Source organism: Acinetobacter sp. YH12131 (assembly GCF_013418635.1).
In the GTDB taxonomy this organism is placed as follows: domain Bacteria; phylum Pseudomonadota; class Gammaproteobacteria; order Pseudomonadales; family Moraxellaceae; genus Acinetobacter; species Acinetobacter towneri.
Genome location: NZ_VPBQ01000012.1, coordinates 74,374 through 92,500, shown reverse-complemented (window position 1 = coordinate 92,500; position 18,127 = coordinate 74,374). Strand labels below are relative to the sequence as shown.

Below are 18,127 nucleotides of genomic sequence, written 5' to 3'. Positions count from 1 at the left end.
TCTCCAGTCAGTGCTTGTCCTGACTGGAGTTGTTTTAAGGCTGTTTCAAAATCAAATGTAGTTGCCATAATGCATCATTCCTGTTTTTAACAGTTTAAGGAAATGACACAGTTTTTTGAACACTACCTAGCTACAGGTAGGCTTGCTCATAGGACCAAACTTAGTCATTAAACAGTATAGTTTTGAAAACCAACTCATCTTGAGCTACATAATCTATGTTGATGAAATTTTTGATCTTCTATTTAGGTCTATAACTATAACTTTTATCGTATCAATACTAGGCCAATCCTTGGCAATTCCCTGCCAATATCTATCCAAAGCATCTTCAAGATCTTCTAAGTTGGTTAACTCTCCATTAATCTCCCATTTCTTATTCTTATTGCAATTTTGAGCAACCAACAAAAAAACTCCGCAGCCTGCACTAATTTCACGTAAATAATCACCAACTAGCTGATTTCTTAGACGTTCACATAAATCGGGACCGCTCCATCCTTTATCAAGAAGTTTTAATTCTATTGGTACAGGGGAAACCACATTATTATTTTCAAATCGAATATCTGTACGCTGAGCATTAGCTAGTTCGTTTTCTTGACTAATGACATACTTATGATTTGATTCCTGTCGTAACCACCCTGCGATTAAATTTCTAACAACCGTTTCACCCTGAGCTAATTTCCATACCTGATACGGGCTATCATCACCATTTTCTAGCCAATCCTTTAACTTCAAAATTTTTAAAAGTGCTAAGTCGAATAACATTTTATGAGACGTTGGAATAATATTTCGTGAGTTTTCTAACTCCAATACATTATCCAATTTAAATGGTTCTATATCTCCACAAGTCACAGCAATATGCGTAGCTAATTGGTTGAGCCATGACTTACGATTTAGGTCAACTTCAAGACTTTCTAGCTCTTTCAGAGCATAATAACTTTCAGAAGTTGGAGTATTTTGTAAAAGCTTAAAAAGCTGGTCTCTAGCATCTTGAGCATGATCTCTTAAGCCCGGACTATAAACACCAGTACCAGCTCTATGTATATCTTCTTCGTATTTTATATATCTATTAATCAATGAATACAGTGCTTTCAGATTCTTTATTTTTTTATACTCATCTTTACCGGCTCTACCATTAATCGAATCTCTTTCGCCTAATAAATGACATATAAATATTTGAGCAGCATACTTCCTATCTTCTAGGTCTAAACTGTTCAACCAAACTGCTAAATCATTGATACCAACTTCAGGGTTACTATCTACCAATAAAGCAAACCACCATGCCTTATCTCTGACACTTTTTGCTTCATTAATTTGCCTGTTAGCTAATTCAAAATAACTCTCTCTCTCCAACTCAGAATTTAATAGAATTTGTAATAAATACTTAACTGTATCATGATGGATATTTTTAGTATTACTGACTAACCATTGGTAAATTTTTGGTGCAATAGCATCATGAATCCATGGGGCATAAAAGAGAAGATCATGAACAATATGATTATAATTCTCCTTATTATCTGTGCTTGATTGCTGAAGCTCCCAATTTACCTCCTTCATGACTGCATCAATTACGTCATTAGGGAAAGCTTGATACATTTTCTCAAGCCATGTTGGAAAACCATTGAGTTCCCAATTTAGATAACGTAATGCATGTGACACTTCATCTCTAGTCAGATTGTGAGGAAAATTTTGTTCTTCGCTTGCTTCTATTTCTAGTCCAGCAAGACCAAAAATGACAGCATAAGGAGTAGAATTTTTTTCGATCTCCTCTTCAGAATATAAAGAAGGCTTATAAATTCTCCAAAATTTTATAGCTGATTCACGATATGCAGATGAAACCTCTTCTCCAAATTCTGGTGTCAGTTGCTTCCAATCTGCATAACCATCTCGTTTCGATGAAATCTCAGGATTTTTAAATTCTTGCATTAGCCAACAGATATCGTTAGTTAAATGTCCTTCAAGATAGTTAGAAGATGTGAAAAGGCGCTGTGGATCATGTTGTAAAGATTGCATCCATTGCTTTCTAGCAGTTGTTCGTTCAATTAATTCATTATCTATTTCAGTTTTTCTGTCTTGTTCCTCACGTTCATACTTTAAAACATCCTCATTTATAAATGGACTCACTAATTCCTTGAGTCGATTAGTAAGCACACTATTTCCCTCGATGGCTTGTTGTAGATTTCCAAACATCCAGCTAGGCTTATTCTCTCTTGTATAAATGTAATAAGCTCTGTTCAAAACAATAAGTTTCTCTGCATCTGTCTGCTTTAGAGGAATAAATTGGAGTAACCTTTCAAAATTTGCACTATCAAATTGCCAAAATTGACCATAATAACAATATTGCCAATCATCAGTTAATTCCTCATTTTTGCTCTGCTTATGATCTTTGCGCGCTATTTCTATTGTTTTGTAATAGAGTGCCTCATTTAACTCTTTCCACTGTGGAATTAATTTACTTAAATTATTTTTCTCTTCATTTTCATCATAATCGTTATAGTGAATTAATCGCTGTCCTTGTACTAATAGTTCAAGTACTGAAGTTTCCAACATGAATTGGCTACGCAATAGAATCAATTGCTCAATAATCTTGTAAGCTAACTTTAAACACCCACCATATTTCTCAGAAATTTTACAATTTTTCTTATCAATATAAGGCTGTATATGCAGAAGTCCAATTAACCCTAATAAAAAATCAAATTTTAACTGCTCATTACACTTTTCTATTAATTTTTGTAAAGCTCTACTCAGCCCACTATATTCATATTTCTGATATGTTTCTGAATTTTTCAATGAATCAATTACTAGACTTATAAATTCTACATCCGGTTGATCAATTTCACTAACTAGCTCTACTATGAGTCTACGCTCTAATATTTCTCCACTAGCATTCAAAGCCTTCCAAAGCTGCTTTCTTTGTTGTTCTGATCCACATGACATGACAGCTCTAGTTGCTATACGTCTAGCATACATACCATTAACTTGATCTAAAGCTATATCTATTAATGCAGGAACACATTTATCAAGTTGACCTTGCCAAACCATACGACCTAAAAAGAATATAGCATCCTCATTAGCTGAATATTTTTGTATAAGTTCCAGAACATTTTCTTCTAAATCTTTGTTTGATATTTTAGCTATTGAGTCATTATCCCTTACAGTTCTGTTATCTAAGTTATTTGTTATTCTTTCTACAAAATTTACAAATATTTTTTTTCTAGTATCAAGCGTTAACTGCGAAGGGTCTCCACCTTCAAAAGCGATTTCAGGTTGGTTCTTCAAAACATGATCACATGTTTGTTGATCTTCTAAAATTATCCAAGGTAGAACACATCTTAACGTGGGTGTTACTATTCTTTCCCCAAATTGTTCTCTAAAGAATAGAGATTCTATTTCCAATCGATTATCGCCTCTCAGCAATTTTATAAACCATTGAGCTGCTAAAAACTCCCTAATATCCCTATGTCTAAAACGAACTGCGTCATAGACAATATCATTAAAAATGCCACAGCCTAATAAAGCGAGAATTTCTTCACGAGTCCAGTCTGGGAGAATTTCAATTGGATCTATATTGTCAATATTCAGATGCGAGTTAGGTACATTAATGTTAGCTTTACGAGTCAATATTACTGCAGCAGCTAAACGTTGAGCTCCTTCTTGAAGTTTTTCTAGAGGTATATTTAAAGCTCTTCTACTTGTAGCATGTCTATCAGTTAGTCTTTGTTGAATATTATGCTTAATTATCTCAGTTCTAGAGCCTAAGACACTGTCTTTTCGCCATTTATCAATAATATTATCCAAATCAAAAGGTCTTTCTGCCAATCCAAGAAGATCATACCTTTCAATCTGATTAAGAAGACTTGGAATGTTCTCAACTGATCTAATTTCACAAAAAAATTTAATATCATCAAGATTCAAAGGAGAAAGAGAAAAAACTTTTAGCGCACTTTTTACTTTTTCTTCCTTATTAGATTCATCCTGATTATCTGTAATCCCGTAATATAACTCTTTATCTAAAAAGTTTTCATCACTTTCAAATCCCCAACTATAAGGACGACTCGAAATATAAATATGACATCTACGTGCAGCGGGCTTAACTTTCTTTGCAAATTTTCTAATTGCTTTCTCAAATTGTTTTGGATCCTTTAAACGTGCTTCATCTACCGAATCTAAAAAAAACCATGCTGGATCAGCAGAGTCGAGCCATTCATCAAGCAGAGATTCGTCTCCTACTTCAAATGCATCTACAAATTCACTATCAATATCTTCAATTCTGATAAAAAAAGAGAATTTACCTTGTGCTTGAATCCTTTTTGCACATTCTTCAAATTCTTTTGTTTTTCCTGCGCCTGCTTCGGCCAAAATTACACATCTATACTCAGCTAACAAGTCATCCCATGTTTTTTCTTCACCATATACTGTAGTCAACGAATAATCCAAGTTAGCTACATCTAGATTTTGTTTAGGTGTTATTGGGGAAAATTTACGGTTTAGTTGAATATATTGATTCATAATTTATTCAGAAATTATTCTTAAATTATCAGTAGTATACCTATTACTGTGAAAATTTTGATAAAGCCTGCTAGTTTTTGATTTAATTTCTCGACACTATTAAAAGAATTCTTATTCAAAATTCAGCTATAAAATTTTAAGCAATTTTTTCCTCAATTTTATACTTTTGGAATTGTCATTTTTTTTCTTTTGCTAAGCTCCTCTTCAAGCAATCTTGCTTAACTATAAAAAGAAGGAGTAGACAGACAATGTCTATTGCAAAACTTTATCGGGTGAAAGATCTCGTAAACTATCCAGCACGTGCTGGTAAGGTCTATGTAGACCGTTCTGGTCGCACACGAACTCTCTCCCATCGTAATGCAACCACTGGCTTACTCAACATTTCTGAGTCTATGCTTTGGAAGCTCATAAAACGTGGAGACTTTCCTGCTCCGACCTATATTACTGCAAGCATGCCAACATGGTCGGAAGATCAAATTAATCAATGGATAGCAAGCAAAAATAGAGCTGTGTAGCGACTATTTTATTTCCTTAAAGCCTGTCTCATGACAGGCTTAAATCTTTTTGGAATAGCGTTGTTTCAATCTTTCTATCATTTAAAAGGTCATACAAATAATCCGCCCATTTCTGCATCATTTCTCTGCGATCATCTAAGAACCGTGTCCTATTGTAAGCTGTACCGTTAGGATCTTTGACTCTATGGGCTAACTGATGCTCAATATGCTCTGCTGGTTGCTTAAAAATCTCAGCCAATAGTGTTCTTGCTGTAGCACGTGAACCATGTGCCGTATGCTTTCCTGCAAAGCCGATTCGCTCTAGTGCTTTATTCATTGTATTTTCTGAAATAAACCCTTTTCCCTCTCGTCCAACAAAAATATATTCGTTTTCTGGATAGAGATTAATAATGGAATCAAGTAGCTCAATTGCTTGACTTGAGAGTGGAACAATATGGTCTTGTTTAGTTTTACTCGCAATAAACTTTAGACAATGATTTTCTCGATCATAATGGGATTTTTTAAGTTGGCGAATCTCACCAGGTCGTTGGAAAATGAGCAGAGAGAGTTTTATTGCAATTTGGGTAGTAATTAAACTTCTAGGATGTAATTCACCGTAGCCCCATACAGCCTTAACAAGTAAAGCTAACTCACGTGGTTCAACAATTGCAGCATGATTTTTCTTTGGTGGTGATGGGAGTTCAATATCCTCAATCGGATTATAAGTAATGAGTTTTCTTTTTCGAGCAAATTTAAAGATTTGATTTAAGTCTGACTTTAACCTTTTTGCAACAGCGTATGCTTTCCTCTCGAGAATAGGCTGAAATACTCGATCTTCTAGCACCTCCAAAGTTAATTGATCAAAGGTTAAGTTTGCTATGTATGGTAGGACATCATGATTTAAACGACGAATCGTTTCACTATCTTCTTTCTTTTCTATCGCTCTTTTCTCAAGCCACTTTCCTGCGATCACTTGGAAAGTATGATCTAACTCATGCTTACGTTGATGTTTATGTTGTAAACGTTGTGCAGCAGGATCGATCCCCCTTTGAATAAGCACTTTGTATTCATCTCGAACTTTACGAGCTTCTTCCAAAGACATCTCAGGGTACGTAACAAGTGACATTTCATTACGCTTGCTCGTATATGGGCGAGTGTAATTAAATATCCAATACCGACTCCCATTCGAATCAACACGAAAGTATAGATTTCCGCCATCCCCTATTTTTATACTCTTTTGCGGATCAGCCTTAAGTTTTTTAATTTGTAATGCTGTGAGCTTATTTTGAGTACGTGCCATTATAAAAACCACGCAAAAAAAAATGTAGTAAGCTTTAACTTACTACATTTCTTACTACTTTATAACTGTCGATTTACGTCAAGTGTCAACGTGCGTCGTATCGTTATATTCCAACTTTAACCAATATAATCAATCGCTTATATTGCGTTAAGCAATGTTGGACAGTATTGTTTGGCGGAAGCGGTGAGATTCGAACTCACGGAGGACTCGCGCCCTCGTCGGTTTTCAAGACCGGTGCATTAAACCGCTCTGCCACGCTTCCATGTGGGCCATGATACGAAGCTTTTGATTTGATGACAAGTAAAAAATACCACTCAAGCACTCAAGTGAATATTGTTTCACCAAATCAGCGCTAAAGTTCATCAAAACAACAGCATAGCCACCTCACTTTTTAAAGTTTAGCAGCCAATTCAGCCCCTTCACGAATCGCACGTTTTGCATCTAACTCTGCAGCAAGCTTCGCCCCACCAATAATATGATAGTTAGCCAAAGTATTTTCATCTGCCGCAGGCATTAAATCTTTAACCGATTCCTGCCCTGCACAGACTACAATGCTATCTACACGTAACAATTGGTCTTGACCTGCCATTTCAATCCACAAGCCTTCATTGCTGATGGCTTTATATTGCACACCACGTAGCATACGCACCGCATGTTTTTTCAACTGTGCACGATGTACCCATCCTGAAGTTTTACCCAAACCTGCACCTAAAGCTGTCGTCTTACGTTGCAATAAATAAATTTCACGGACTGGGGGATGAACTTCTGGAGCAAGCATACCACCTTCAGTCACATAGTTAGGATTCGGATCGACTCCCCACTCACGCTGCCAATCTGCCAAAGGCTGCGGTTGTGGCTGATGTTCAGGTTTCAGTAAAAACTCCGACACATCAAAACCGATACCGCCTGCACCAATCACAGCGACTTTTTGTCCAACAGGTGCACCACGTAATACTTCTGCATAAGACAATACTTGCGGTGCATCGCTGCCTTCAATTTTTAAAGCACGTGGTACTACACCTGTTGCAATGACCACTTCATCAAAACCTTCACGTTCGAGTTGCTCGCGGTTGACTTTGGTATTTAAACGCAAATCGACCCCAGTTTTTTCAATTTGCACTTTAAAGTAGCGAATGGTTTCGTGAAATTCTTCTTTGCCCGGCACGACTTTTGCCAAGTTGAATTGACCGCCCACTTCGTTGCTGGCTTCAAATAAAGTCACATGGTGCCCACGACTAGCAGCAACTGTAGCAGCAGACATTCCCGCAACACCACCACCGACAACTGCAATACGCTTCGGTTGCTTGGTTTTTTCATAGACCAATTCAGTTTCATAGGCTGCACGCGGATTGACCAAACAAGTCGCACGCTGATTTTTAAAGGTATGATCTAAACACGCTTGGTTACAGGCAATACAGGTGTTAATTTCATTGACACGATTGGTCGCAGTTTTATTGACCCAAAACGCATCTGCCAACAATGGTCGTGCCATTTGAATCATATCAGCTTTACCCGCTGCCAATATTTCTTCTGCAGTATCAGGCATATTAATACGGTTGGATGCAATTACAGGAATCTCAACGTGTTTTTTCACTTCTGCGGTGTAATCAACAAAAGCTGCGCGTGGCACAGAAGTCACGATGGTTGGAATGCGCGCTTCATGCCAGCCAATCCCTGTATTGAGCAAGTTCACACCCGCATGCTCTAAGGCTTTGGCAACGGTAATCACTTCGTGCATGGTATTGCCATCGTGGACTAAATCCAGCATCGACAAGCGGAAGCAGATAATAAATTTTTCACCCACTTCGGCGCGAATGGCTTTGACTACTTCTAAAGCAAAACGCATACGGTTTTCAATCGTACCGCCCCATTGGTCTTCACGCTGATTCACATGACGGCTTAAAAACTGATTCAGTAAATAGCCTTCCGAACCCATAATTTCGACACCATCGTAGCCTGCCATTTTGGCTAAACTAGCTGTTTTCGCATAATCTTCAATGGTATTTAAAATTTGTCTTTCACTCATTTTACGTGGTTTAAATGGTGAAATTGGAGATTTAATCGGACTTGCAGACACCACAAATGGTTGATAACCATAGCGTCCTGAATGCAGAATTTGCATTAAAATTTTCGCACCATGCTTATGTACGGCATGTGTCACTAATCGATGTGGTGCAACATCGCCCAATGTATTCATAGTACCGCCCGCAGGCAATAACCAGCCTTGACGGTTAGGTGAAATACCACCTGTAATAATTAAACCCACGCCACCTTTGGCACGTTCGCCAAAATAAGCAGCCAGTTTTGGATAATTATAAAAACGATCTTCCAAACCCGTGTGCATTGAACCCATCACGACACGGTTTTTAATGGTGGTAAATCCTAAATGTAATGGTTTTAGAATATTTGCATAGCGAGTTGTCATGATGAGTCCTTATATAATGAGCTTTGCAACTTGTTGCATGAATACTTTAACCGATTTTTATAAACTGTTTATGACTCTAAAGTTCGACTGTGTGGCGCAAACGTCAATTTATAGGGTCTGTTGACACTTCTTCTATGTTTGCGACGTGAGAGATATATCTCGCAAGGTTTTTTAGCTGATATAAGGCATGAGGCAGGAAATTTAATCATTCTAAATGACTGACTCATAACGCAATAGCAGCAAAAAATATGCTTGTCCCCTTGCGCAGCAAACAAAGCAGTGCTTTGTTCTTGCTCATGTGGCTAAAACTTTCTCAGATTGCGTTATGAAACTTGGCAATAGACCCTAACTATTCTTGATATAAACTTGATATAAAACCGCCCAAAAGTAAAAGTGATTTTATTCTGCACCATCCCAATTGCAGGTTTTGATCTTCAACATCTATACCAAGTTTGCCATTTCTAAATGAAAATTTAAGCCTGAACCTGATTTTTTTATCAAATGCGCTTTTTTAACGAAAACAAGCATTTTAAAGAGTGCTATAATTTGCAGTTTAGAATTCTCCTTGGCCACCAAATGTGGTGCCTATTTTAAAAAAGTTAGGACTAGCAATGACTGATAATGCAACTATCTTGCAGAATGTACCAGTAGGCAAAAAAGTCGGTATCGCCTTTTCTGGTGGTCTAGATACTTCAGCTGCTTTATTGTGGATGAAGCAAAAAGGCGCTGAACCATATGCGTATACCGCAAACTTGGGTCAGCCAGATGAAGATGACTATGATGCCATTCCAAAGAAAGCCGAAGAATACGGTGCGGTAAAAGCAGTCTTGGTTGACTGCCGTATGCAGTTGGCTTTGGAAGGTATTGCTGCCATCCAATGTGGTGCATTCCATATCAGCACAGGCGGTATACCTTACTTTAACACCACCCCGCTTGGTCGTGCAGTAACAGGTACAATGCTAGTGACTGCCATGAAAGAAGATGACGTAAACATCTGGGGTGATGGTTCAACCTATAAAGGTAACGATATTGAGCGTTTCTATCGTTATGGTTTATTGACTAATCCTGCGCTTAAAATTTATAAGCCGTGGTTAGACCAAACCTTTATTGATGAATTAGGCGGTCGTGCGGAAATGTCACAATTCCTTATCGACAATGGTTTTGACTATAAAATGTCAAAAGAAAAAGCTTATTCAACTGACTCAAACATGCTAGGTGCAACACACGAAGCGAAAGACCTTGAGTACCTAGATGCTGGCATCAAAATCGTTGATCCAATCATGGGCGTGGCGTTCTGGAAAGATGACGTTGAAGTTAAAGCCGAAGAAGTGTCGGTTACCTTTGAAGAAGGTATGCCAGTTGCATTAAACGGTCAGCGTTTTGAAAACCCTGTTGAGTTGATTCTTGAAGCGAACCGTATTGGTGGTCGTCATGGTTTGGGGATGTCTGACCAAATCGAAAACCGTATTATTGAAGCAAAATCTCGCGGTATTTATGAAGCACCAGGCATGGCGTTATTGCACATTGCTTATGAGCGTTTGGTTACGGGTATTCACAACGAAGATACTATTGAACAATACCGCATTAACGGTTTACGTTTAGGTCGTTTATTGTATCAAGGTCGTTGGTTCGATTCTCAAGCGTTAATGTTACGTGAAACTGCGCAGCGTTGGGTGGCTAAAGCAATTACTGGTACAGTGACTTTAGAATTACGTCGTGGTAATGACTATACCATTATGAACACTGAATCTCCGAACCTCACTTATGAAGCTGAGCGTTTAACTATGGAGAAAGGTGATTCAATGTTTACGCCAATGGATCGTATTGGTCAGTTAACTATGCGTAACCTAGACATTACCGATACACGCGCTAAATTGGGTCTTTATACCAATTCTGGCTTATTGTCGATTGGTTCAGGTTCTGCAGTGCCACAATTGAAAGACAAAAACAAATAATCACTTGGTGATGATTTTGTGAAATCGAAAGCCGCTCAAATTGAGCGGCTTTTTTATGTTTGTTTAAACATGAGGACTAAACAATTCATACTAAATGAAAGCTGCAATAGAAAAATTTACAGCACTTCTTCCACCTGCAAAGTGTGGTAATAAATTTGATTACGTCCCAACTGTTTCGCACGGTACAAGGCTTGGTCTGCACGTTGTAAGAAATCGCTTTTAAAAATGTCCGCCTCACCTTTATAGACGGTAAAGCCCAAACTGATGGTGACATTACTGTCAACCAAAGATTGACTATGTGGAATCGCTAAACGCTCAACCGCTTTAAAAATATTGGAAGCCACAGCATACGCACCATGCGCATCGGTTTCTGGCAATAACACCACAAATTCTTCACCACCATAACGCGCAACAAAATCCATGTGACGAATTGAGTCTTTAATGGATTTGGCAATCGCTGAAATGACTTCATCTCCCTTTTGATGCCCATAATGATCGTTATATTTTTTAAAAAAATCGACATCGATAAAAAGTAAAGACAATGGCACTTCATCATGCCGTGCCTGTTCGAAATAGCTGTCCAGCATTTCATCAAAAGTACGTCTGTTGGATACTTTAGTCAGCGCGTCATGCTGACTTAAATGCAACAATTCTTCAGCATGAATACGGTTAATTTTTTCACTAAGTCGGGCATGGTGCATGACCAAAAAAATCATCCGCTCACGGGTACACAGCATTTTACTGATTAAAAAACCCACTACCGTACTGCCAACCAACACCCGCCCCATCACCATCACATCAATTGGAATATACAAGGTTAATAGCATAATCATGGCAACCACAGCCGCCATTAACCCAGTCAGCAGCATGTGAAACGGCTTCACCCCCGTCAGTACAAAACCCATAATATAAATCATGCTGATGATCATCATGGCTTGGTGTCTAAACACTTCGGTATGCACCGTCATGGTCAGCCAGGTCATCGACACAATGGCCCAAAAAATCATAGCCATGGCGGCATAGGCATAATACGGGCGTAAAATTTTATAATGGGCAAAAAAGAACAGGGTCAGTAAGCAAAACGCGCCATTGACCAAGCCTAGTAAAGAGTGGATAAAATCGTGTTTAAAAAAATTACGATCAATAATCCAATAATCCCCAGTAATCATCAGCACGGTGATAATAAAGTAGATGAGTACGCCCGACCAAAAATATTGGTTAATGTTGTGCCGAGCTTGTTCAAGATGCTGTTGCCAAAACTCAACTTCCAGTTGTTTCGGAAAAACCTGCCCCGCACGTTTACGTTGACGTTTAATCAACTCTTCATTTTTTTCTTTGTCGTACTGTAGCTTGGCTAACTTATATTTGTATTCCATGGATGCTTTAAATTCCATTTAATCACGATTGTTGCACAGCAAAACTGTAACAACCTGAATATAATTTTTTTAGTGGTTTAAAAATAACACAATGTCGAAACAATTAATTCAGGCATTTCTATTTTTTATGGCTTTCGACGTTACCATTTTAACATTTATAGATTATCATCTGTTTTATTTTTCAGACTGGCAGCGCCTTGAATACGATTACTCTTATCCAGCCAGATGACTGGCATGCTCATTTACGTGATGGTTTAGCACTACAACGTACTGTTCCCGATCTTGCCAAGCAATTTTCACGCGCAATTTGTATGCCTAACCTTGTTCCACCAGTAAAAACGGTAGAAGAAGCGGAAGCGTATCGTGAACGCATCATGGCACACGTCCCTGAAGGTGTAAATTTTGATCCGCGTATGGTGTTGTATTTTACCGATCAAACCTCTCCCGAAGAAGTCAAGAAAATTAAAGCCTCTGCGCATGTGAATGCCATTAAACTTTACCCTGCTGGCGCGACCACCAATTCAGACAATGGGGTGAGCGACATTCGTAAAGTATATGCGGTGATTGAGCAACTTGAAGAACAACAAGTGCCATTATTACTGCACGGCGAAGTCACGCACAATCATGTCGATATTTTTGACCGTGAAAAACGTTTCTTAGATGAAGTGCTTTCACCATTATTACAACAATTTCCAAACTTAAAATTGGTGCTTGAACACATTACGACCTCTGAAGCAGCGCAATTTGTTTTAGAACAAGGCCGTAATGTCGCAGCAACCATTACCCCGCAACATTTATTATTTAACCGTAATGATATGTTGGTAGGTGGCGTAAAACCGCATTTCTATTGTTTGCCTATTTTAAAGCGTCAAACCCATCAACAAACTTTATTGGAAGTTGCGACTAGCGGAAATCCTAAGTTTTTCTTAGGGACAGATAGCGCACCGCACTCAAAAAATGCCAAAGAAAATGCATGTGGCTGTGCAGGCTGCTATAGTGCGCCTACGGCAATTGAGCTTTATGCACAAGCTTTTGATCAAGTTGGACGTATTGACCGCTTAGAAGGCTTTGCAAGCTTCTTTGGTGCAGATTTTTATGGTTTGCCGCGTAATACCAACACCATTACTTTGGTGAAAGAAGAGCAAATCATTCCAACCAGTTTAGACTACTTGGATGGTGAACAAATTATTCCGTTATATGCGGGTAAAACCATTCAATGGAGAAAAGTGTGACAGATACAACTTTGCCCGTGATGGGGCAACGTTTTCGTGGTTTTTTGCCTGTGGTGGTTGATGTGGAAACCGCAGGCTTTAATGCCCAAACCGATGCTTTGTTGGAAATTGCTGCCATTCCAATTATTTATGATGCGGATGGCAAATTTGTACCAGGTGAAGCGTATCATGCGCATATCAACCCGTTTGAAGGGGCAAATTTAGACCGTCGTTCGTTGGACTTTATTGGGATTGATCCTTTCAACCCTATGCGTATGGCTATGGCTGAAGATGAAAAAACCGCATTAAAACGGATTTTCAAATCAGTCAATGAAGTGCGTCGCCAACAGAATTGTACCCATGCCATTTTGGTCGGTCACAATGCGCATTTCGATTTAGGCTTTGTACAAGCAGCCATTGCCCGCACAGGCACGAAAAACCAAAACCCATTCCACAGCTTTTCAGTGTTTGATACAGTGACTTTAAGTGCGGTGATGTTTGGTCAAACGGTGCTGGCAAAATCATGCATTCAGGCAGGTATTGAGTTTGATGGCAAAGAAGCTCATTCAGCTTTATACGATACGCAAAAAACTGCAGAGCTGTTTTGTTTTATTCTAAATAAACTTGCGCCGCACATGGTAGAGAACTTACTCAACACAGATCAATAATACGATTTGTACTCGAACATTGAGATGTTTACAGGATGACAGACTGCGTTTGTCGTCCTGTTTTCTTTTTAGTGTTGTGGTTTTGATTCGTGCTTTTCAACCACAAGACTGAGCATCAAAATGATTTTTACTGCGAATCAGCTTTTATGCATGCAGTCTTTTGAGCTGGCTTTGGTTATAATGGCAATATTCCAATTTGTGTTATTGATTCTGCCATGTTGAAAAAAATTGTCTTGGTTTTGGTCATTCTCGCGCCTTCTGCGTTGTATCTTTATATTGTGAATCGTGAGCCTGCTCAACCTAAACCAAGCACTCAACCCGCAGCCACACAAACAACAACCACTGAAAAGCAATATCAAACCCCTGATCATTAAAATGATGCACCGTATTCAAATTTACATGCACTGATTTATTTTTAAAGATGTATTATTTTTTAAGCAAATAACAAATAGTGCGGCAGTTTTTTTAGATTCAGGTTTGACACTGTCGCTAAAAATTCATAATATACGCATCACCTCGCAACGTCCCTATCGTCTAGAGGCCTAGGACATCGCCCTTTCACGGCGGTAACCGGGGTTCGAATCCCCGTAGGGACGCCATTTATCGTGCTATACGATCATTTCTAATCCAAATTTATTATTTCAAGATTGCAGATTTGTAGTTTTTCTCTACAATACTTCGCTTCATTTCATTTTTTCTCCTATCACTTATGCCGTCATCGAATCATCAAAATGATGCTGTGCATCAAGGCAATACTATGCCTTTAAAACGTGCGATGAGCACTCGACATTTGGTTATGATTTCACTGGGCGGTGCTATTGGCACAGGTCTATTTTTAGGCTCAGGTGAAGTCATTGCACAAACAGGCCCCGTTGGCGCCATCATCGCTTATATTTTTGGTGGTTTAATTGCCTATATGGTGATGCTGTGTTTGGGCGAGCTTGCCGTACACATGCCTGTTTCAGGTTCATTTGGGGCATACGCCAAACAATATATTGGACCTGGCACGGGCTATACCATCACTTGGTTATATTGGCTCACGTGGTCGGTCACTTTAGGCACAGAATTTACCGCCGCTGCGTTGCTAATGCAGGAATGGTTCCCGCATATTTCCATGTGGATTTGGACACTGATTTTTGGTGGCGTTGTATTTGGTTTGAATATGATTTCCACGCGCTTGTTTGCAGAATCTGAGTTTTGGCTATCTTTGGTCAAAGTCGTGACTGTCATTGCCTTTATCGTTTTGGGTTTAATGGCAATTTTAGGTGCTGTGTCTTATCAAGGTTATACCTCTGCACCTTTATTTAGCAATTTAACCGCACAAGGTTGGTTTCCTGAAGGGCTATTCCCTATTTTTGCCACCATGTTAATTGTTAATTTCGCCTTTTCAGGTACAGAGTTGATTGGTGTTGCCGCAGGTGAAACCAAAGACCCTGCCAAAAACGTGCCTAAAGCAATCAATACCGCAATTTTCCGTCTGTTGATTTTCTTTGTAGGTACCATTGTGGTGATTAGTGCCTTGCTACCACATCAGGCTGCAGGTTTGGCTGCAGAAGGTGTAAGCAGCAGTCCTTTTGTAACGGTGTTTAATCAGATTGGTATTCCTTATGCGGAAGATATTATTCGTTTTGTGATTATCACAGCGTTACTCTCTGCAGCGAACTCAGGTTTATTTGCAGCTTCACGAATGATGTGGTCGCTCTCACACCAAAAGCAATTACCACAGATTTTTTCTAAGGTGAATGCGCGTGGTATTCCTTATATTGCAGTCATGGTCACCATGCTCGGTGCAATGCCAGGTTTATTGTCTGAACAATTTGCGCCTGAAACCATCTTTAAAAACCTCTTGGGTGTGGCTGCATTTACCATGGTCGTGGTCTGGATGAGCATTTGTTTAAGCCAGTTTAACTTCCGTCGCCAATGGTATAAACAAGGTAAAACCGTGCAGGACTTAGGTTTTGCTGCACCGCTATTTCCAATAGTGCCTATTTTAGGTTTTGTGTTCTGTTTTATTACTTGCTTAAGTATGGTGTTTGACCCTGAAATGCTGGCAGGTTTTATTGGCTGTATGATTTTTATTGTGTTGTGCTATCTCAGTTATTACATGATTTATCACAAAAAATCATAATGCTTTTTTAGCGATGATGTAAAACAATAGGGGCGATCTTCGGATTGCCTTGTTTTTTGAGTTGTGTTGATTAGCAATGAATACTGCAAAATACAAAGAAAATCATGCTGCTCTAATAAATGTGTCCATTTAAAAATAACTTGAAAAGCATGATTTTTACCGCTTCAAACGTATCACGACAGCAGAATAGTTTTAATTTTATTCAGTTGAACATTTTTTTCAGAATTATTGCAGAAAAGCGTTTGACACCCCCCCTTATACGCCCTATTATACGCCCACCTCTGAAACGTCCCTATCGTCTAGAGGCCTAGGACATCGCCCTTTCACGGCGGTAACCGGGGTTCGAATCCCCGTAGGGACGCCAATTTCAGAAGTAGATATTTTTTTAAGTCCCTATCGTCTAGAGGCCTAGGACATCGCCCTTTCACGGCGGTAACCGGGGTTCGAATCCCCGTAGGGACGCCATATTCTCAACAACTGCATTGGTTGTTACATGGTTTAAAAATATAAACTTCTATTTGTCCCTATCGTCTAGAGGCCTAGGACATCGCCCTTTCACGGCGGTAACCGGGGTTCGAATCCCCGTAGGGACGCCATATTCGAGATGTTTACATCTCAACAAAAAGCCCAATCAATATGACTTGGGCTTTTTGCTATCTAACGCATTAGTTTTATATTTCAATCTGTGCGGACTGATTCAAAAACCATAGTTTAAGCTTTGAATCCGTCCACTGAGGTTTGAAAAATACGAATCAAGCTGATTTACGTGAGTTGACCTGTCCTTTAATCACCGCAGTTAAATTGCCTTTTAAATATTTGAAAAAGACTTTTAAAGGCGAGAGTTTTGGGTTTGGACGCTTGCCTTGTGCAATTGCTTTGAACTGCGCGGCATACCAAATAATTTCCATAATTGCCATTTTATCAATCATCGGGATACCAGTTTTAATTTTATCGACCCCGTAACGTACATCTTGACCCGCCAACAAACGGTTGGCTAAATCGGTTTCTACCGCAAATGGTCGGGCGATCCCAATAAAGTCACATGCACCACTGTCCAAAGCAGCATTCATGGCAACTACCGTTCTAAAACCACCTGTCACCATTAAGTGGCATTTCACCTGACTGCGAATCAATTCCGCAAAAGATAAAAAATAGGCTTCACGGGCAATGGTACTTGGTTTACGTTTATCAGCTTTAGAGCCTGCCATCGCGGGTGCTTCATAAGTACCACCTGAAATTTCAATCATATCTATACCTGCTTCATCCATGGCTTTAAACACGCTAATCACTTCTTCTTCAGTGATGCCGCCACGTTGAAAATCTGCAGAGTTTAGTTTGACTGATACAATAAAATTGTCTGAGGTCGCTGCACGTACCGCTTGATAAATTTGCATCAAAAAGCGCATACGGTTTTCAATATTGCCGCCCCATTGGTCTTGGCGTTTATTGGTCAGTGGCGATAAAAACTGGCTGATCAAATAGCCATGCGCACCATGCAGTTGAATCCCTTCAAAGCCCGCTTGCTCACAAATCTGTGCAGCTTTGGCAAAACGCTGAATAATATCGAGGATTTCATCTTCATGTAGTTCACGTGGTGTACCAAAACTCAAAGCTAAACTTGGACTAAAAGGCACAGCCGAAGGTGCAACCGTTTCTTTATTCAAACCTTTCGGACATTGCCGCCCAGGATGTGACAACTGTACCAATTGCACCATGCCATAACGTTTACCAACTTCTGCCCACTGTTTGAGCTTTTCTATATCTCGGTCTGATTCAATTCCCACAACACCCGGTTCATTTTTGGCACGTAAATCGACCATTACGTTGCCAGTGATGGCACAGCCCAAACCACCTTTTGCCCATGCTTCATATAGACCTAAATGCAGGCTATTCGGCTGCCCTGCCGTGTTGGCAAGCGCCTCACTCATCGCGCCTTTAATGATGCGATTTTTAAACATGGTATTACGAATCTGAATTGTTTCGGCAAGATGGCTCATACACTGTTCCGTATTGTGTTTTATTGGTCTTTTTTACTCTAAAGATTTTTCGGAACAGGTCAATGCCATT

Annotated in this window: 11 protein-coding genes and 5 tRNA genes; 10 read left to right on the top strand and 6 right to left on the bottom strand. The window is 39.3% G+C overall.

The window, feature by feature from the left end:
* Nucleotides 1-213: 213 nt before the first annotated feature.
* Nucleotides 214-4,503, bottom strand: coding sequence for an NACHT domain-containing NTPase (locus tag FTU66_RS09840; protein ID WP_180112752.1), 4,290 nt, complete (start codon nucleotides 4,501-4,503; stop codon nucleotides 214-216).
* 248 nt (nucleotides 4,504-4,751) lie between these two features.
* Between FTU66_RS09840 and FTU66_RS09835 the strand changes: the two genes are divergently transcribed.
* Complete coding sequence (locus tag FTU66_RS09835; RefSeq protein WP_004782829.1) at nucleotides 4,752-5,018, top strand: AlpA family transcriptional regulator; 267 nt, start codon at nucleotides 4,752-4,754, stop codon at nucleotides 5,016-5,018.
* A 28-nt stretch (nucleotides 5,019-5,046) separates the two neighbouring features.
* Here the strand turns inward: FTU66_RS09835 and FTU66_RS09830 are convergent, their stop codons facing one another.
* The 3 genes from FTU66_RS09830 to FTU66_RS09820 all read right to left on the bottom strand — a co-directional run bounded on the left by FTU66_RS09830 (nucleotide 5,047) and on the right by FTU66_RS09820 (nucleotide 8,722).
* Nucleotides 5,047-6,300: a tyrosine-type recombinase/integrase gene (locus FTU66_RS09830; RefSeq protein WP_373684824.1), complete on the bottom strand. Its 1,254-nt coding sequence runs from the start codon at nucleotides 6,298-6,300 to the stop codon at nucleotides 5,047-5,049.
* A 169-nt stretch (nucleotides 6,301-6,469) separates the two neighbouring features.
* Nucleotides 6,470-6,559 (bottom strand) — tRNA-Ser (locus tag FTU66_RS09825).
* 129 nt (nucleotides 6,560-6,688) lie between these two features.
* Complete coding sequence (locus tag FTU66_RS09820; protein ID WP_004972684.1) at nucleotides 6,689-8,722, bottom strand: NADPH-dependent 2,4-dienoyl-CoA reductase; 2,034 nt, start codon at nucleotides 8,720-8,722, stop codon at nucleotides 6,689-6,691.
* A gap of 611 nt (nucleotides 8,723-9,333) precedes the next feature.
* Here FTU66_RS09820 and argG point away from each other — a divergent pair.
* On the top strand, nucleotides 9,334-10,677 hold the full coding sequence (argG, locus tag FTU66_RS09815) for an argininosuccinate synthase (RefSeq protein ID WP_004972682.1): 1,344 nt from the start codon (nucleotides 9,334-9,336) through the stop codon (nucleotides 10,675-10,677).
* A 116-nt stretch (nucleotides 10,678-10,793) separates the two neighbouring features.
* On the opposite strand, the gene FTU66_RS09810 is transcribed toward argG, so the two are convergent.
* A complete protein-coding gene (locus FTU66_RS09810; RefSeq protein ID WP_180112750.1) occupies nucleotides 10,794-12,053 on the bottom strand; it encodes a GGDEF domain-containing protein in 1,260 nt (419 codons plus the stop codon).
* 197 nt (nucleotides 12,054-12,250) lie between these two features.
* Between FTU66_RS09810 and pyrC the strand changes: the two genes are divergently transcribed.
* From pyrC to FTU66_RS09770, 8 genes are all read left to right on the top strand, one after another.
* Nucleotides 12,251-13,285 carry a dihydroorotase gene (pyrC, locus tag FTU66_RS09805; protein WP_004972678.1) on the top strand — a complete coding sequence of 345 codons (1,035 nt, stop codon included), beginning with the start codon at nucleotides 12,251-12,253 and terminating at the stop codon, nucleotides 13,283-13,285.
* Nucleotides 13,270-13,932, top strand: coding sequence for a ribonuclease T (gene rnt, locus FTU66_RS09800; RefSeq protein WP_096902181.1), 663 nt, complete (start codon nucleotides 13,270-13,272; stop codon nucleotides 13,930-13,932). The genes pyrC and rnt overlap by 16 nt, the downstream gene beginning before the upstream one ends.
* Nucleotides 13,933-14,147: 215 nt before the next feature.
* The gene (locus FTU66_RS09795) at nucleotides 14,148-14,306 is read left to right on the top strand and encodes a hypothetical protein (RefSeq protein WP_004972674.1); all 159 of its coding nucleotides are present in this window, start codon (nucleotides 14,148-14,150) and stop codon (nucleotides 14,304-14,306) included.
* Between the two features lie 149 nt (nucleotides 14,307-14,455).
* Nucleotides 14,456-14,531, top strand: a tRNA-Glu gene (locus tag FTU66_RS09790).
* A 110-nt stretch (nucleotides 14,532-14,641) separates the two neighbouring features.
* Entirely contained in the window at nucleotides 14,642-16,060 is a 1,419-nt protein-coding gene (locus FTU66_RS09785) for an amino acid permease (RefSeq protein WP_026438458.1), read from the top strand.
* 288 nt (nucleotides 16,061-16,348) lie between these two features.
* A tRNA-Glu gene (locus FTU66_RS09780) sits at nucleotides 16,349-16,424 on the top strand.
* Between the two features lie 25 nt (nucleotides 16,425-16,449).
* Nucleotides 16,450-16,525, top strand: a tRNA-Glu gene (locus FTU66_RS09775).
* A 55-nt stretch (nucleotides 16,526-16,580) separates the two neighbouring features.
* Nucleotides 16,581-16,656, top strand: a tRNA-Glu gene (locus tag FTU66_RS09770).
* Between the two features lie 156 nt (nucleotides 16,657-16,812).
* On the opposite strand, the gene FTU66_RS09765 is transcribed toward FTU66_RS09770, so the two are convergent.
* Nucleotides 16,813-18,057 carry an NADH:flavin oxidoreductase/NADH oxidase family protein gene (locus tag FTU66_RS09765; protein ID WP_004972669.1) on the bottom strand — a complete coding sequence of 415 codons (1,245 nt, stop codon included), beginning with the start codon at nucleotides 18,055-18,057 and terminating at the stop codon, nucleotides 16,813-16,815.
* Nucleotides 18,058-18,127 lie beyond the last annotated feature (70 nt).

Coding starts and splice junctions, on each gene's coding strand:
- FTU66_RS09820 (WP_004972684.1), bottom strand. CDS start 8,722: ATGACAACTCGCTATGCAAATATTCTAAAACCATTACATTTAGGATTT.
- FTU66_RS09765 (WP_004972669.1), bottom strand. CDS start 18,057: ATGAGCCATCTTGCCGAAACAATTCAGATTCGTAATACCATGTTTAAA.
- FTU66_RS09835 (WP_004782829.1), top strand. CDS start 4,752: ATGTCTATTGCAAAACTTTATCGGGTGAAAGATCTCGTAAACTATCCA.
- FTU66_RS09840 (WP_180112752.1), bottom strand. CDS start 4,503: ATGAATCAATATATTCAACTAAACCGTAAATTTTCCCCAATAACACCT.
- FTU66_RS09810 (WP_180112750.1), bottom strand. CDS start 12,053: ATGGAATACAAATATAAGTTAGCCAAGCTACAGTACGACAAAGAAAAA.
- argG (WP_004972682.1), top strand. CDS start 9,334: ATGACTGATAATGCAACTATCTTGCAGAATGTACCAGTAGGCAAAAAA.
- FTU66_RS09795 (WP_004972674.1), top strand. CDS start 14,148: ATGTTGAAAAAAATTGTCTTGGTTTTGGTCATTCTCGCGCCTTCTGCG.
- rnt (WP_096902181.1), top strand. CDS start 13,270: ATGGAGAAAAGTGTGACAGATACAACTTTGCCCGTGATGGGGCAACGT.
- FTU66_RS09785 (WP_026438458.1), top strand. CDS start 14,642: ATGCCGTCATCGAATCATCAAAATGATGCTGTGCATCAAGGCAATACT.